General features: G+C 33.8%; 22 protein-coding genes and 1 tRNA gene. 11 read left to right on the forward strand and 12 right to left on the reverse strand.

Translation table 11 applies throughout. From position 1 onward, the window contains the following. Positions 1-101: 101 nt before the first annotated feature. Positions 102-572: a Rha family transcriptional regulator gene (locus DPQ89_RS18050; RefSeq protein WP_127718447.1), complete on the reverse strand. Its 471-nt coding sequence runs from the start codon at positions 570-572 to the stop codon at positions 102-104. A 357-nt stretch (positions 573-929) separates the two neighbouring features. On the opposite strand from DPQ89_RS18050, the gene DPQ89_RS18055 reads away from it, so the two are divergent. Continuing rightward, on the forward strand, positions 930-1,328 hold the full coding sequence (locus tag DPQ89_RS18055) for a hypothetical protein (RefSeq protein ID WP_127718448.1): 399 nt from the start codon (positions 930-932) through the stop codon (positions 1,326-1,328). 64 nt (positions 1,329-1,392) lie between these two features. Here DPQ89_RS18055 and DPQ89_RS18060 read toward each other — a convergent pair whose 3' ends face one another. Continuing rightward, a complete protein-coding gene (locus tag DPQ89_RS18060; RefSeq protein WP_127718449.1) occupies positions 1,393-1,863 on the reverse strand; it encodes a Rha family transcriptional regulator in 471 nt (156 codons plus the stop codon). Between the two features lie 361 nt (positions 1,864-2,224). Here DPQ89_RS18060 and DPQ89_RS18065 point away from each other — a divergent pair, with 361 nt between their 5' ends. Further along, the gene (locus DPQ89_RS18065; RefSeq protein WP_127718450.1) at positions 2,225-2,725 is read left to right on the forward strand and encodes a hypothetical protein; all 501 of its coding nucleotides are present in this window, start codon (positions 2,225-2,227) and stop codon (positions 2,723-2,725) included. A 141-nt stretch (positions 2,726-2,866) separates the two neighbouring features. Here the strand turns inward: DPQ89_RS18065 and DPQ89_RS18070 are convergent, their stop codons facing one another. The 3 genes from DPQ89_RS18070 to DPQ89_RS18080 all read right to left on the reverse strand — a co-directional run bounded on the left by DPQ89_RS18070 (position 2,867) and on the right by DPQ89_RS18080 (position 4,115). Continuing rightward, positions 2,867-3,421, reverse strand: a complete 555-nt coding sequence (locus DPQ89_RS18070; RefSeq protein ID WP_127718451.1) for a hypothetical protein — start codon at positions 3,419-3,421, stop codon at positions 2,867-2,869. A 1-nt stretch (position 3,422) separates the two neighbouring features. Continuing rightward, positions 3,423-3,776: a hypothetical protein gene (locus tag DPQ89_RS18075; protein ID WP_127718452.1), complete on the reverse strand. Its 354-nt coding sequence runs from the start codon at positions 3,774-3,776 to the stop codon at positions 3,423-3,425. A 262-nt stretch (positions 3,777-4,038) separates the two neighbouring features. Next, positions 4,039-4,115: transfer RNA gene (locus DPQ89_RS18080), tRNA-Ile, on the reverse strand. Positions 4,116-4,193: 78 nt separating this feature from the next. Here DPQ89_RS18080 and dapF point away from each other — a divergent pair. Further along, a complete protein-coding gene (dapF, locus tag DPQ89_RS18085; protein ID WP_127718453.1) occupies positions 4,194-4,988 on the forward strand; it encodes a diaminopimelate epimerase in 795 nt (264 codons plus the stop codon). Here the strand turns inward: dapF and DPQ89_RS18090 are convergent. After that, positions 4,965-5,354, reverse strand: a complete 390-nt coding sequence (locus tag DPQ89_RS18090) for a VanZ family protein (RefSeq protein WP_241558882.1) — start codon at positions 5,352-5,354, stop codon at positions 4,965-4,967. The genes dapF and DPQ89_RS18090 overlap by 24 nt on opposite strands. A 46-nt stretch (positions 5,355-5,400) precedes the next feature. Here DPQ89_RS18090 and DPQ89_RS18095 point away from each other — a divergent pair, with 46 nt between their 5' ends. The 5 genes from DPQ89_RS18095 to DPQ89_RS18115 all read left to right on the forward strand — a co-directional run bounded on the left by DPQ89_RS18095 (position 5,401) and on the right by DPQ89_RS18115 (position 8,301). Continuing rightward, positions 5,401-5,829: a hypothetical protein gene (locus DPQ89_RS18095; protein WP_127718455.1), complete on the forward strand. Its 429-nt coding sequence runs from the start codon at positions 5,401-5,403 to the stop codon at positions 5,827-5,829. After that, positions 5,830-6,591, forward strand: a complete 762-nt coding sequence (locus DPQ89_RS18100) for a TlyA family RNA methyltransferase (RefSeq protein WP_127718456.1) — start codon at positions 5,830-5,832, stop codon at positions 6,589-6,591. A gap of 13 nt (positions 6,592-6,604) precedes the next feature. Continuing rightward, complete coding sequence (locus DPQ89_RS18105) at positions 6,605-7,141, forward strand: TIGR00730 family Rossman fold protein (RefSeq protein ID WP_127718457.1); 537 nt, start codon at positions 6,605-6,607, stop codon at positions 7,139-7,141. A gap of 96 nt (positions 7,142-7,237) precedes the next feature. Then, positions 7,238-7,723 carry a c-type cytochrome gene (locus DPQ89_RS18110; protein ID WP_127718458.1) on the forward strand — a complete coding sequence of 162 codons (486 nt, stop codon included), beginning with the start codon at positions 7,238-7,240 and terminating at the stop codon, positions 7,721-7,723. 50 nt (positions 7,724-7,773) lie between these two features. Beyond that, the gene (locus tag DPQ89_RS18115; protein WP_127718459.1) at positions 7,774-8,301 is read left to right on the forward strand and encodes a gamma carbonic anhydrase family protein; all 528 of its coding nucleotides are present in this window, start codon (positions 7,774-7,776) and stop codon (positions 8,299-8,301) included. Here the strand turns inward: DPQ89_RS18115 and DPQ89_RS18120 are convergent. From DPQ89_RS18120 to DPQ89_RS18130, 3 genes are read right to left on the reverse strand one after another with little or no spacing between them, the layout of a single operon-like run. Then, on the reverse strand, positions 8,298-8,762 hold the full coding sequence (locus tag DPQ89_RS18120) for a DUF1499 domain-containing protein (protein ID WP_127718460.1): 465 nt from the start codon (positions 8,760-8,762) through the stop codon (positions 8,298-8,300). The two genes, DPQ89_RS18115 and DPQ89_RS18120, sit on opposite strands and share 4 nt — an antisense overlap. A gap of 1 nt (position 8,763) precedes the next feature. Continuing rightward, a complete protein-coding gene (locus DPQ89_RS18125) occupies positions 8,764-9,057 on the reverse strand; it encodes a DUF2288 family protein (protein WP_127718461.1) in 294 nt (97 codons plus the stop codon). 26 nt (positions 9,058-9,083) lie between these two features. After that, positions 9,084-9,725, reverse strand: a complete 642-nt coding sequence (locus DPQ89_RS18130; protein ID WP_127718462.1) for a lysophospholipid acyltransferase family protein — start codon at positions 9,723-9,725, stop codon at positions 9,084-9,086. Between the two features lie 124 nt (positions 9,726-9,849). Between DPQ89_RS18130 and DPQ89_RS18135 the strand changes: the two genes are divergently transcribed. Continuing rightward, a complete protein-coding gene (locus tag DPQ89_RS18135) occupies positions 9,850-10,428 on the forward strand; it encodes a YceI family protein (RefSeq protein ID WP_127718463.1) in 579 nt (192 codons plus the stop codon). 38 nt (positions 10,429-10,466) lie between these two features. On the opposite strand, the gene DPQ89_RS18140 is transcribed toward DPQ89_RS18135, so the two are convergent. Beyond that, complete coding sequence (locus DPQ89_RS18140) at positions 10,467-10,700, reverse strand: hypothetical protein (RefSeq protein ID WP_127718464.1); 234 nt, start codon at positions 10,698-10,700, stop codon at positions 10,467-10,469. Positions 10,701-10,808: 108 nt separating this feature from the next. Between DPQ89_RS18140 and DPQ89_RS18145 the strand changes: the two genes are divergently transcribed. Together DPQ89_RS18145 and DPQ89_RS18150 are read left to right on the forward strand one after the other, a co-directional pair. Continuing rightward, complete coding sequence (locus DPQ89_RS18145; protein ID WP_127718465.1) at positions 10,809-11,417, forward strand: hypothetical protein; 609 nt, start codon at positions 10,809-10,811, stop codon at positions 11,415-11,417. Continuing rightward, the gene (locus DPQ89_RS18150) at positions 11,414-12,967 is read left to right on the forward strand and encodes a serine hydrolase (RefSeq protein WP_127718466.1); all 1,554 of its coding nucleotides are present in this window, start codon (positions 11,414-11,416) and stop codon (positions 12,965-12,967) included. Before DPQ89_RS18145 ends, DPQ89_RS18150 begins: the two co-directional genes overlap by 4 nt. Here DPQ89_RS18150 and DPQ89_RS18155 read toward each other — a convergent pair. After that, positions 12,960-13,448 (reverse strand): hypothetical protein, encoded by a 489-nt coding sequence (locus tag DPQ89_RS18155; protein WP_127718467.1) that lies wholly within the window; start codon positions 13,446-13,448, stop codon positions 12,960-12,962. The genes DPQ89_RS18150 and DPQ89_RS18155 overlap by 8 nt on opposite strands. An 84-nt stretch (positions 13,449-13,532) precedes the next feature. Continuing rightward, positions 13,533-15,008: a PAS domain S-box protein gene (locus DPQ89_RS18160; protein WP_127718468.1), complete on the reverse strand. Its 1,476-nt coding sequence runs from the start codon at positions 15,006-15,008 to the stop codon at positions 13,533-13,535. Positions 15,009-15,118: the final 110 nt, after the last annotated feature.

A 15,118-nucleotide genomic window follows, 5' to 3' on the forward strand; every position in this document is an offset into this window, starting at 1 on the left:
AATGTGTGTCTAGTGAAGTTTTTAACTTATAACAAGTAGTAAAATTAACAGAAATAAAAAAGTCTTCAATTAAAAACCTCCAAAAGGAGGGGTTGCTATATTTAGTCTTTCATTTGTTTTCGATAGTATCCTTTCAAGGCTCCAATTTGCCTTTCATTAAGGCCTTCAACGTATGTTTTTAGAACAAAGAACCTATAAAGAATCTCAGCAGAGATCTTTCTTGCTTTAGGTGTATTGATATAGAGTAGAAGTAGGGTGAGTCCAAACTCCGTTATATCAACCTTTCTATATTCTCTTTCTCTTCCTTTAGGACCTGATAAGTGATTGTTTTCAATAAGGTTTTTACACAAATCAAATTTGATTTCTGTTCCCAGTTCTTTATTACACTTATCAATAGCCCTAAGAACATTGTGATGTTTCATATCAAAGTGCTCTGCAATTTTAAGCGAATCTGTAACTGGACCAAAGGGAGTATCACGAATCCAGACATCTCCCATGACATGCTGATTAACTAAATCCTTAAGTCTCGGTGGTCTTGATTCAAATGGTTTATCTATTCTAAAGCTACTCATGCTTTCTCCTTGAGAGAGTAAACTTATGAGGTATCAGGATTCATGGAAGTGGTAATTAGATTGTTAGCTACTGAGTGGAAGTTTTTCTTTTTTGAAACAAAAAAGCCTACTCTGAAGAATAGGCTTTTTTTATAACCACTGGTCACGAGTTCGTGTAGTGGAAGAATGGTGGTCCATTCAGTTGCTGACACGAACTTTTCTTCCTCAATCATAAGTACTTAAAATAATTCTACTTTTTTGGAACGAAGGTTATTTTCCTCAGTGATATTTGTCTGTTAATTTCGAGTTGTTTAAATAAGTTTTCAATAACTTAAAATGTTGTGATAATTTAGTGAGGAAACAAAATAGGTTATGGGTATGGATAGTGAATTTGAAAATGTACCTTTGCTAGAAAGGAAAGCGATTGTTGAAGTATTAGTTCTATGGTCAGATGGTAAAATTAATGCGCTGGAAGTTCTGGTGTGGGCTAGTAAATTTCATGACCTGATTAGTGTAGATAAAATGTATTATGAAGATTACGAAGGTGAAAAACAAAACTCCGTGTCTTTAGAGGTATTAACGAAACTAGATAACTTAGATATGGACTTAGTACTAAAGGAAGATATTCCGAAAATGTTAGAGTTTCTAAAAACTCCTCTAGGAGAGTTCGACAGAGGCTATAAGGTCTGGACTGCCTACTTGGATCAAATAAATTACACTAATCGACAAAAGCAGCTTAGGGGCAACCCTCTATATTCGAAATTCTGTAACGAATAAATATTAGTAGAAATAAAAAAGCCTTCAATTAAAAAAACTTTATCTGATCAATATATTGCTGGCATTATTCTTCCATCCTTTTTCGATAATAACCTTTGAGAGCTCCAATTTGATTTTCACTTAAGCCAGTCATGTAGCTTTTTAAAATAAAGAAACGATATAGTATTTCTGCTGAGATCATTCTGGCCTTTGGAGTATTGATGTATAAAAGAAGTAGCATAAGTCCAAACTCCGTAATATCAACTTTTCTAGTTTTTCTTTCTCTACCTTTTGCGCCACCTAAGTATATGTTTTCTATGAAGTTTTTATTCAGCTCAAATTTGAGCTGAATGGATAGTTCGTCAATACACTTATCTAGGGCCCTTAAGATATTTTTATGTTCTATATCAAAATGCTCAGCAATTTTAAGTGAATCAGTGACAGGACCAAACGGTGTATCCCTGATCCAAACATCTCCCATGATATGTTCATTTACTAGATCCTTAAGTCTTGGTGGTCTTGTTTCAAAAGGTTTATCAATTCTAAAGTCACTCATTAATTCTCCTCACATATTTTAGTAATGAAAACGTATAGCAACGAATGACTGGAACTTAGTGTGATTAACAAAAGAAAAGAGTGGGAAATTCATTTGAGAAACAAAAAAGCCCCCTAGAAAGGAGGCTTTTCAATCATTGAGGAAGCTTAGTTCGTTCAATGTAAAATGGTGGTCCATATGATCGCTTATACGAACTTTTCTTCCTCAGTCGTAAGGTATTAATATAATTCTGTTTTTTCCTTGAGTTGGTTGTTTTCCTCAGTGATTATTATCTGAATAAGTTGTAGTGCTTAAATGAGTTTTCAATAAGTTAAAAGCTTGGAATAATTTAGTGAGGAAACAACTGAGGTTATGGTTATATATGAAATTATTGAAGAGATTATTTGGAATACCGGAAAAAGAAGACTTAAAAGGGATATCTCTTTTGAAAGGGGAAAACTGGAGAGTGACAGGAGTTGAAGATTCCGTAAAGCTATTTCGCTCCATTTATGATCTTGTACCAGAAGGCTCTGTATTATTACTTGAAGGTGGTGCGGCTCCCGAGCATTTAGAGTCTTTCTTTGAAGAATATAAATCTACAAAGATCACTAAGGTTGCCCCAGGTACGATTTGGCCATACTCAGATGGTGTTCACCTATCAGTAACTAATGATATGTGTATGAAGTTATCAGAATTAGCTATGAATCTAGCTGAGCCAGAAATAGGAATTCATATACATGTTTACAAGGATGATACAGTTTTACTTGAGTGGCATGATGCTTTCGATGAAGACTTGTACATTTCAAGATTTGTAGAAGAATCAGATGTAAAAAAGTTCTGCGATTTCAACTTAGCTACTTATAAATTATTTTCTTATCCTTAAGTATTAACTTCTATTTTAAGAAAAGTCTCCAGGAACCATTTCTGAATTAGACATAAATAGGTCCAATCCGAAGACTTGGGTTTAAAGTATTGAGTTAAACTCTATTTTTTAACTATCTTCTTTAATTTCTTTATTTCATCCTCAAGAGACTGAAGTCTTTACTACAGATGGTTTGATCTTATTTCTTCTTAACCAATCTGATAACTCAGCTAGAAATAAGTCCCTTGATTGAAAACTTTTTAAATCAAATTTTAAAGTGGAATTGTCCTGAGTTACTTTTAATGAATAAACTAATTCATTTCCTGTTTTTGTTCGTTTCAAAATATGAGTTGCTAAGAAAAGTCTTTTTCCCTTGATTTTAAATTGAGTAATATAATTTGGGAGTAAGTAGCTACCTGCGAAGTAAAAATCTCTATATTCACATTCGTAGTTGAGGATCTTTCCGAAGCAGTTATTTGTAATTAGGACTCGGTCTATACAGAACATAATCGAAACAACTTTTCTACTGAATATGAAAGAAACAATTGTACTAATAATGAATAAAAAAATAAATAAGGCTATTTGATTCCTAAGGCTCTCATTATATGCAAGAAAAGGAACACTAAAGGTAATGAAGTAAAGTACTACAGAAAGCCAAAGAGGTTTATATTGCTCATGAGTTCGTTCTAGAATTAAAATTTTTTTGTTATCAGACATATTAATTACTCATATCTTTTTTTTTACGTAAAAAGTAAATTGATACCTTTTGGAGAGCAAAGAAAAAGATAGCAATGAACGAGTAGAGAGGAAGAGTTTTTAATTCTATTGATTTGTTTTCACTAAATAGAATTATTAATCCAATTATAAAACTTGTTGAAAACCAACAAAGGTATTTAATCCGTTTCTCAAGGTCTTTTTCTTTCATAATTAGTAATTGTGCAATCTTAACGGTAATTGCCACAAGAAGCTGAGCAATAATCAGAAAACAGATAATAGCAAACTTATTGGTTGAAATCGATTTTGGAGCCAATGACTTATAGAAGGCTAAGAATTGTTCATAATACTCATACATATTGCTATTTTAACATAGTTTCTAGGAGAGTTGATAAGGGAGGTTAAACAATAAAAGTATTATTTTAGCTTTAAATTTATGCCTCTTTTGAAAATGTTAGAAGCGGTGGTCAATAATGTAAAAAACAAAGAATTAGAAAATTCATTTTAATTCTTAGAATATTATTTTTTATGATACCACTTTCTTTGATTTAGGTATGAAAAAGCCCCCTAAAGAGGAGGCTTTTCAAACATTGAGGAAGCTTAGTTCGTTCAATGTAAAATGGTGGAGCATGCAAGATTTGAACTTGCGACCACCCGGTTATGAGCCGGGGGCTCTAACCAACTGAGCTAATGCTCCATATATTGCTGGTTTGACTTCATAATATAAAATGTTCTGGTTATAATGTAAATTGGGAATTTTCTAAAAAAGGTGACTATGAGCAGCAAGATATCATTTGAAAAGTATTGCGCAACAGGTAACGACTTCGTTGTAGTGGATAATAGGACAAATTCTTTTGATCCTAAGAATAAGCAATTGTGGCAGAAGGTTTGTGATCGACGCTTTGGTGTTGGTGCTGACGGAGTTTTATTTTTTAACGACAGCAGTAAGTATGATTTTGAAATGGTCTATCTAAATGCTGATGGTGGAGAGGTTGGAATGTGCGGAAATGGCGCAAGGGCCTTAACTACCTTTGCTAGCAAAATTCAATTCGACAAGAGAAGCTTTTCTTTTAAAACAAGAAATGGTGTTTATGAAAGTGAGGTTTTAAAGTCCGGAGAAGTTAAGTTGCAGATGACTGAGCTTTACGATGAGTCTAGATATGAAGTCTCTGATCTTCTTGAGAGTAATGCTAGTTTCTTTGTAAACACAGGTGTTGCTCATAGTGTATTCTTTGTTGATTCGGTTAAGGAGCTTGATATCTCTAAGCTTGGAAGTCGTGTTAGATATGATGAAAGGTTTGTCGATGGTTGTAATGCGAACTTTGTTCAAGTGCAGGGTGAGGGCTCGCTTGCTTTAAGAACCTATGAAAGAGGGGTTGAGGGTGAGACTTTAGCCTGTGGAACTGGTGCCGTAGCAAGTGCGATTGCCTATAGAAAGCTCTTTAAAGAAATAGATTCGATAGGTATTAAAGTCATGGGTGGAGAGCTTAGGGTCTTGTTTGAAGAGGGGAATGTCTTTCTTTGTGGAAAAGCTCAGAAAATATTTTCAGGTGTTATCAACATAGAGTAAAGAGTCTAGCTTTGTAATAAGATTTGGAAAATAAGTTCTAGATATTATTCCGCCACAGATTAGGCCTGCAGTATTTGCTACAACATCAAGTAGTTCAAATGATCGGTATCCTGAAGCTAGTTGAAGAAATTCAATGGAAATACCCATAAGTACAAAAGTAATTAGAAGCTTAAAGTGATTCTTTTTCTCATGGGTTAGTGAGAAATAACCCATAAGTAAGAGATAGGCATTAAAGTGGAGTATCTTATCAAAATGCTCAAAAGGTGGTTTTCCAGGCTTTTCATACCTTAAAGAAAAGTAAAACATGGCGATAATATAAGTTATCCCGAGTCCTAGCCACAATATCTTCAAGTTTAGCTTTTTCATATTTAATCTTTTTGAGTTTTCAATAGAAAGATAATAGACTAGCTCTATGCAAAATAAAAGAATTCTAAAGCTATTTATACTTACCTTACTATTTTTGGTTCAGTCGAGCGCCTACTCAATGATTATTCTAAATTTAGGAATCATATATAAGAAGGCATTAGATGCTGGTGAGGGACATATCCTTGTTAGTGAAGTTCATGAAATAAAGCGATTGGAAAATGGAGAGAAGTTTTTAATCTCTATGAAAAATGGAGTGGGTGTCGAGTTTAAGGCATTCTTCGTTCAAAACTTGAATGACTTTGGTCCAAGTCCCTTAATAGCCCTGACTGGAAATATCTACAACTCTAGGGGGAATATTATTAAAAGTATTAATCAAAATGATTTTACAATTAAGCTTAACACTGAAAAGGAACTAGTCTTTGATGATAAAACTGGTCAAGAAGTTCTTATTCGAATTGCTCCATCACTAAATTAAATGAAAGAAAGAGTTGATAAAGTCTTAGTACAATTAAATCTTGTTTCTACTAGATCGCAGGCCGCTCAGTTAGTTAAAGAGGGAGTGGTTTTTTACCAGAATAAATTAGTAACGAAAGCTTCATTCTTAGTTTCACAAGATGACCTTGAAGTACGCAAAGAAGTTCTCTTTGTAGGAAGAGGTGCTCACAAAATTGAAGGAGCATTGATACAGTTTGGTGTGGATGTCGAAAATCTCTCCGTGGCCGATGTTGGAGCATGTACAGGTGGATTTACTGATTATGTACTTAAAAAAGGTGCGTCCAGTGTTGTTGCAATTGATGTAGGTCATGATCAGCTTGCTAAGTCACTTCGAGAGGACAAAAGAGTTACAAATTTAGAGGGAGTGAATATTAAGTTTCCTCTAGAGCTTGAGGAGCTTGTAGATCTTGCTGTTGTTGACTTGTCTTACATTTCTTTAAAGCTGACTCTTATTAATATTAAAAATCTTGTTAAGGATGATGGACTAATCATTGCTTTAGTGAAGCCCCAATTTGAAGTGGGCAAAGAGAATATTGGAAAAGGCGGAATTGTTAAAGATAATAAGGCCAGACTCGATTCATTAGAATCACTATACGATTGGTGTTTAGATAATGGTCTCTTTATTAAAGATGCGATTATCTCACCTATTAAAGGGAAAACTGGTAATACGGAATATTTTTTCTTCTTTGATAAAAAACTAACTAAGCATTATATAAATAAAGAAAAATTAAAATTAATTTAAATATAGGAAGATGATGAAAAATATTTGTGTATTTTGTGGTTCTAGCGCAGGAAAAGAAGCTCATTATGTAGAAATGGCCAAAGAGCTTGGAAATTCTTTAAGTTCAATGGATATGAACCTTGTGTATGGGGGAGCATCTATTGGTGTAATGGGAGCAATTGCCAATCAAATGCTTGAGAATAAATCTGAGGTCTGGGGAGTAATGCCACAATCTCTAGTAGACTGGGAAGTGGCCCATGATGGACTAACTAAGTTTGAAATTGTTGATTCGATGCATCGAAGAAAAGAGATTATGTATGAATGGTCAGATGCGTTTGTGGCTATTCCGGGAGGGTTTGGAACTCTGGATGAGTTGTGTGAAATACTGACTTGGGCACAGCTAAAATACCACAAAAAGCCTTGCTACCTGCTTAATTACAACAGTTTTTTTGATCACTTGATTGCTCACTTTAAGCTTATAAATAAAGAAGGTTTTCTATCGGATGACCATCTTAAACTTTTGACGGTTGTTTCAAGTATCTCTGAACTTGAGAAAGAGATGAAAAAGTAGTTTACGCTTTGCATACAAATTGCCAATAGTGATGTGATAATATATACTTTGCTCACTTATACATACGTAAATGATAATTTTGAGTCAGGAGATCTCATGACTAGGTTGGTAACTTTTGGTGTAGTTTTAATTGCACTAGTAATTGCTATTAGCTTCGATAAATATAAAAATGTGCCAGTTTCTAACGAGCAGTTTGATATTATAAAGAAAGAAGCTTCTCACAAGGCCCATCTTCAAGAACTAAAAGAGCTTGAAGAAAAAAGATTGGCACTGCTTAATCCTGTTAAAGAAGAAGAAGCTGCTGTTGAAGAAGGACCGCTTGTTGTACTTGATACACCACAGCTAGTTCACGGAAGTGAACTTTATAAGGCGTGTGTTGTTTGTCATGGAAAGAAAGGTGACGGAAAAAAATCACAGAATGCTCCTAAGATTGGTGGGCAGATGGCCTGGTATATTGAAAAACAACTAGTAGATATGAAAAGTGAAGCACGTGTTAATAAAGTGATGATGCCATATCTAAAGAAATTAGAAGGTAATGATTTTAAAGATCTTGCTGCTTATATTTCAAAATTACCTTGGTAATAACTTAGCTCCGAAAGGAGCTTTTTTTTTATCTAAACACGAGAGAAATTGTGCCTCTATATCGATTTAAAAACTACATTCCTATTATTGATAAAGATGTTTTCATAGCACCATCTTGTGACGTTATTGGGCAAGTTGAGTTAGGTAGAGGTTCTAGCCTCTGGTTTAGAACTGTTGTTAGAGGTGACGTTAATAAAATTACTATTGGTGAAGGAACTAATATTCAGGACCTTTGTATGCTTCATGTAGTTGAGCAACTGCCTTTGAATATTGGAAGTGGAGTGAGCGTTGGCCATAGTGTAACTTTGCATGCCTGTACGATTGAAGATAATTGTTTGATTGGAATGGGGGCAACTATTTTAGATGGAGCTGTAATTGGAAAGAACTCTCTCGTTGCTGCTGGCTCACTTGTTCCTCCTGGAAAAGTATTTCCTGCCGGAAGTTTTATAGTTGGAAGTCCTGCGGTAGTGAAAAGACAGTTAAGTGATAAAGAGCTAAAGCAGTATGGACAGCACTACCTTAGCTATAAGAAGTATTCTAACGAGTACTTAAACAATTCAGATTTTGAACAACTTTAGTAATCATTTTGCTGATACTTAAAGCGTAGCTTCTCAAGAAGCCTTCTTCCGTTGCCAAGGTCGTGAGGTACTCCTCTCATTTCCATTCTCATGTGAACATATTTATTAAGGCCAAAGTAAAACTCAATGTCAGAGATTAATTTTCCATAAAGAACTTGCTTAGCTCTAATGTAATTATCTTTTGTTTCAATTACATTTAAAGACTTATCTTTTAGAACAATGGCCATAACCTTCTCATAAGATTTAGCCTTCGGTTCGATATATTTGATGGGCTCAATATATTGTTTTTCAGGAGAGTTTTCTTTAAAAGAAACCACACAGTTTCCTTTTGTACATGGCTTTAGGGCAAACCCACTAATTTTTCCAAGTTTTTGAACACTAAGTCCTAGGCCTTTAGGCTCGCTTGTATCCATGCATGAAGTTAGAGTGAGTAGTGAGATTATAACAAAAAAATATTTCATTTTATTCCTCTTTCTTTTGAGCAAGAACGTAGGGTTGAATAATAATAAATTCGAAGGACATGCTATCGTCTTCTGCAAAATCTAAAACCATTTGTTCATCGGGTCTCATTAATTGCTGGGAGGTTAGCCAATCTTTAACTTTAGCAACTTCATCATTGGCAATAGAAATACCAACTTCAATTAGGTCAAGTTCTTTGTCTACTATTAGAAGAGCTTCTCTTTCATGATGCTCTTCAAGGATTTTCCACGAGGCAGCTTCTTTTTCAGAAGATAGTTTTTCTTTTAAGTTTTCCATGTAGTAAGAATACTTAAGTACTGGATTTATGTAAAGCTTGAGGCAATTTTCTCTTCTTGTTCGATCAGAGAGTGTTTTAATTTTTCGGCCATTAGAGGGTATTGGTTCTTATCAGTATTCTCCTCAACGGAGATAGTCTCGCCGTATTGAATAATAATTTTGCTAAATGGCCTTGGTATTCTGAATTTGTCCCATGCACTATTAATCGACCAAAATGAAGTAGGGACTATGCACACAGGGATGATAGGGGTTTGAGATTTCTTGGCAATTTCAAAAACTCCCAGTTTTACATCAAAGATGGGACCTCTTGGTCCATCGACTGTAATTGCGAGTGGCAGGCCGTCTTTAACCTTTTGTATTGCCTCTATAAGTGACTTAATAGCTCCTCTCGAAGAGCTTCCTCTGACAGGAGTATGCCCAAATGAGTGACATATATTGGAGACGTATTCTCCGTCTTTTGAATGACTAACGATCATGGCGAATTTGTTCTGAGTGTGACCAAGTAAGAGAGAGAGTATATTTTGATGCCAGGATGCAAGAATAAAAGAATTATATTCGGACTTATTTCTCGATAGGCCTATAGCGTCACTATTTCTATATTCAAACCTGTACGTAAGCCTTAGAACTTGTAAAATAAGGTAAATGAATTTAGTTAGTAGTTTTTCCATGTTGTTTTATATTAAAAGAACTGAATCCTTTAGACAATTGTCAGTTCTTTGTAAACTTTGGCAATTTTAGTTGTATCAGATCTATTACTATTCTAAGCTTTAGTGGATTAAAAAGGAGATCAAAATGAAAACTATCATAAAAACACTGGCCTTATCTTTATTTGTTTCAACATCATTTGCCGCAACATCATTATCAGTAGACTCTTCAAAGTCTAAAGTTGAATGGTTTGCAACAAAGGTGACAGGAGCTCATAACGGTAAAGTTGAAATTAAAAGCGGAAATTTAATTATGAATGGTAATTCTCTTGAGGGAGGAGAGTTTGTAATTGATATGACTAAAATCACTTGTGATGATATCGAATCGAAAGAGTATAATACAAAGTTTGTAAATCACCTTCACTCTGATGATTTCTTTTCAACAAGCAAATTTAAAACAGCAAAATTAGTTATTACTAATTCAAGACTTGGAAAAGGTGGACACTATGATGTTTTTGCTGATTTAACTATTAAAGGAATTAAAAAGCCTGTGATCTTTAGAGCAAATGTTTCTAAGGATGGAAAGGTCGTAACTGCTGATGCTGAGATTAAATTTAATAGAACTCATTATGATATCAAATATAAGTCAGGAAGTTTCTTTCAAGGACTTGGAGATAAGTTGATTCACGATGATGTTAAGCTTAAAGTAAAACTTACAACAAAGTAATCTATCCTGTGGCCTTTTTAACTAAGGCCACTTTTTTATTATGCTAATAAATCTTTTTCTATTTCAACTAAAGCGCTATCGCGGTTAAGCCCGAGATTCTCGTAGTATAAAATACCAACATCTTTTACATTTTCTGACTTAGATTTGAGTGCTTCAAAGTAGTCAACTTCAAGCTTTGTTCTTATTTTTTCTTTATTTCTAACTGGACGGTAGAGGATGAATACAAGTGCCATTACTATGACCATACTTATCGCTATCGCTTTAATTCCCATTTTGTAACTCCTTTACATACCTATCTACCTTAAATTTATAGATTTTGTCACTCTGTAATAAGTTCCAATGAGCTTAACTAATTGATATTTTTAAGATAATTAAGTGAAATGATTGAAAAAGCAAAAGATTTATATGCACAATTAATACATGCTCAAGAGCTTGTTGATAATTCAACTCGCAGAAAAGTGTTAATAGATTCTATGCGAGAGCTTGAAGCTTCTGGTGTTAATTGCCAATCATGTACAGGTTGTTGCTGTACGTTTATTTCTAACTCAATGCAAACTGATGGTGTGCAAACGCTTGAGCTCTACATATACTTACATGATAAAGAGATGTGGAATGATTCTCTCATATCTAGACTAAATGAAGTTATCAAAAATAATAGACTCGATTATGAAATATCCACAGGTCAGGGTAGTTCTTTTCGAAGAACTTATACGTGCCCTTTTTATAATAGTGGCCCTAAGGGCTGTTCAATCTCACCTGAGTCTAAACCTTTTGGATGTTTAGCATTTAATGCATTAGGAAAGGGTGTTAGTGCCGGAGAAAACTGCACTTCAAATATTGAAGTCTTAAAGCAGCGAGAAGATATATTTGAAAATAACGAACAAAGAGCAAATGTATATTTAAAGTCTATTCTCTCTTTGGATTGGGATAAACTTCCAATGCCGGTAGCACTGCTCAGACTTCACGAATCGATAGGAAAAATACTATGAAACTTATGTTGCTTTTTCTTTTAAATATATCCGTATTTGCACAATCGGCTCACTTTGAGAAAATTGTCTGTGATAGTTTTAATCAAAGTATTACAAAAGAGTTTTATCACAATAGTTTTAGTGAGGACTTTATAGCGGGGTTTCCGTTTTCTAAATATACTTCATTTTTTAATAAACAATTGGATAGCTACGGTAAATGTGTTTCGGTTTCAAGTAAAAAGAATGAGGATGATTCATTACAAGTCAGTGTTAAGACAAAGAACTTCTATAATAAATTCACTCTGCACTACGACTCAGAAAAAAAAATAAGTGGTCTATGGACTAGTGGGCTAGAAAGTCTTTCTGGAAATATTGAAAGAGAGTCAAAATATCTATGTAGTATTTTAAAGAAAGATTCTAAGCTCGATTACGAAAAACATTTTGATAAATCTTTTATCGAAGAGATATCTCTAGAAAAGTTTCAGTCTGTTGTTGATTATATTGTAACAAGCTATGGTAGCTGCAATGGACTTGAGATAAATTTGTTAGATAGTCATTCGGCCCAGTTAATAACGAATCATTCAAAGAAGCTAAAATTTAGTATTTCAACTTCAAGCGACTCAGGACTTATAGTGGGACTTTTGTTTAAGGGGGAAATTGCTCCACCTATTGAGTTAAATACGAAAGAAGAGCTAAAGAGTATTTTAGAGAAATCTGATGGAATAAATGCAATGCTTTTTAAAAAGCTGGGTAAGAGTTCTATTTTTTCTTTTAATGAAGATATTCAACTTCCATTAGGCTCTACTTTTAAGCTCTATATACTATTGGCCTTAAGTGAGAAGATTAAAAATACTAGTGCAAGCTGGGACGATGAACTTGAAATTAAAGATGAGTTCAAATCTTTACCATCAGGTGATATGCAAAATATACCAAGTGGTCAAAAGAGAACACTTTATCAGTTTGCAAGAAAAATGATAGAAATATCAGATAATACTGCTACTGATCACTTGTTAGCATATCTTGGAAAATTGGAAGTGGAGAAGTTACTTCGTCGCCTAAATATTTCTAATCCAAAGAATTTTCCTTTTCTCTCGACGATGGAAATGTTCAGAACTCGGGCATTTCTTTCTAAAGTGGATGTTGCAAACTACTCTAAAAGTTCTCGCTCAGAGAGATTAAAAATTCTCGAAGGACTGAAGTCTAAGAGTCATGAAGAGTTAATTAAAGGAATTACAAAATGGGGAGATACACCACTTTATACAAATGAGATAGAATGGTTCTCCTCGGCAGAAGAGATTTGTACTTTATATAAATCTTTAAAAGAACAGAATAGTTCTGAAATAGAGAAGATACTTTCTTATAATACACCTTTTATTGATAAGAATAAGGTTGAGTATGCAGGTTATAAAGGGGGTTCTGAGCCTGGCGTTATATATATGGCGTACTTAATAGAAAGAAATAAAGAGTGGGAGTGTTTTATCGCATCTAGAAATAACACAGAAAAAGCGATTGATCAGGCTTCCTTCTTTTCTTTAGTTGAAGGAAGCTTAAAGTTACTTTTGTCTAATTGAAAATGATTTCTCTTATGCCAATAAGCATCCCAAATTGCCTGTTTACTATAACGTTCATTTGAGAAATTTCTTCTTGTGCTTCAGAAAATAACATCCAATTTCCTGTATAATCTTTCTCAAGTTTAATATGAAGAGAGTTTCTTCTTCCTGTCGCTCCATTGATTAAGTACTGAACTTCTAATTTAGCTCCATTTTGTACTGAAAATTCTTTTGCATACAGCTTAATGGCCTCAAGACCTTGTCGTCTTTCAAGAACCAAACCACCTTCAAGAACTTTTGAAACTTCAAAGCTTTCTCTTTCAATCAAATTAGAACCACTATAGGTATCTTTGTGAAATTTTTTAATTACTAGGTCTTGGTCAACATCTATTAGAAATTCATTTGTTTCTGAATCATAGTTATTATAAACGTCTAATATTTTAATTTCTTTTGCGAAGGCACTGATATTAAATATTAGTGCTAGCATTAATAGTAGCTTCATTTTCTCTCCCTAAAAATTATGTGAAAAATAGTACCCAAGGGAAACTGGATTGGCAATGAAACAGAGCTGAGTAACTATCTGAAACTAGGCTGCTTGTGCTTTGGCCTTTGGAAGAATAATTGTAAAGCATGTATTGTTAAAAGAATCATTTAAATAAAATTCTCCATTATGCTCTTTAACAAATCGGTTTACTAATGAGAGACCTAGGCCTGTACCTTTTCCAATTGGCTTTGTTGTAAAGAATGATTGTGTTAATTTCTCTCTATTTTCTGGCGCAATACCAGGACCAGAGTCAATAACGTGTATTTTTACATGCTCATAATCTTCTACAAAATCTATCTTTATCCAATTCTCTTTTACTGTAGATTCCTTGATCGCATCTTTAGCATTATTAATAAGATTTAATAAGACTTGAGAGATTTGAGTTTCATTACAAAAAATTTCGATTTGATTTTTTGGTAGCTCATAGATTAATTTAATTTGCATACTTCTCATGGCTTCTTCACAGAACTCGAGAGTATTACTTACAATTGTTGATAAGTTTGTATTATAAAATCCGTTATCTCTAGATTTTTGAGATAAGTGATGAAGTCCCTTAATGATTTTTTCAATTCTCTTAGATGCCTTATCAATTGAATCAAGAGATTTTTGAAACTTTTGAGGATTTTCCATAATTCTAGGAATTATTTTTGTTTGACCTGAAATGATAGAGAGTGGGTTTGCTATTTCATGAGCAATTCCCGCTGAAATTTCTCCGACTGCCGCCAGTTGTGCGGAAAATGAAGCTCTTTCTTTTTCGGCCGCAAGCTCTTTTTCTATTTCTTTCTCTTCAGTGATATCGTAACGAAGAGCAGTGAATCCTGTTATATTTTTATGAATATCCAATTTAGGGAAGATAAAGGTTTCGACCCAGTAGAGCTTACCATCTTTTGCCTTATTACAAAATTGTCCTGTCCAAATCTCTCCCTTTAGGATCTTTTTCCATAGCTCATGATAAAATGATTTAGGATGAAGTCCTGAAGAGATTAAACGGTGAGTTTTTCCTATGATTTCTTCTCTCGAATATTTGGATATTTCACAGAACTTATCATTTACATGAGTAATGACACCGCTCTTGTCGGTATGGGCCACAATGAAAAAATTCTCAAGAGATTGCTTATATTTAAAAAACTCATTGGAAATACTTCTTTTTGAGCTTACGATTGAAACTTCTTTTGTTACATCTTTGAACGTACCAAAAACAGCAGTTAATTTATTATCTGTGAATAGAGGTTTTCCATAAGATTCAACGTATTTTACATTTCCATTATTATCAATAATTCTAAGGATAGCTCTAAATTCTTCAAGGTTTTGAACTAGATTATTGAATAATTCGGTTATTTTACTTCTATCTTCCGGATGGTAGTGATTTATTGCTGAGTCAACATCCATTTTCTCGCCAATTTCAATTCCATGTATTCTATAAGTTTGAGGGGACCAAAAAAGCTCATTGGTTACTAGATCAACTTGCCAGCATCCAGTATTTGTTGTTTTTTCTAGTTCTTCATAAAGGTAGAGCATTTTGTTACCAATTAAGGGTTATATTAGTAAATCGACAAAATATTGGTATGAGTTTAGTGAAAAAAATAAATTAAGGTTACCTTTTAGTAACTCTTAATATTTGGGGTTTA

This window comes from Halobacteriovorax sp. HLS (assembly GCF_004006665.1).
Taxonomy (GTDB): domain Bacteria; phylum Bdellovibrionota; class Bacteriovoracia; order Bacteriovoracales; family Bacteriovoracaceae; genus Halobacteriovorax.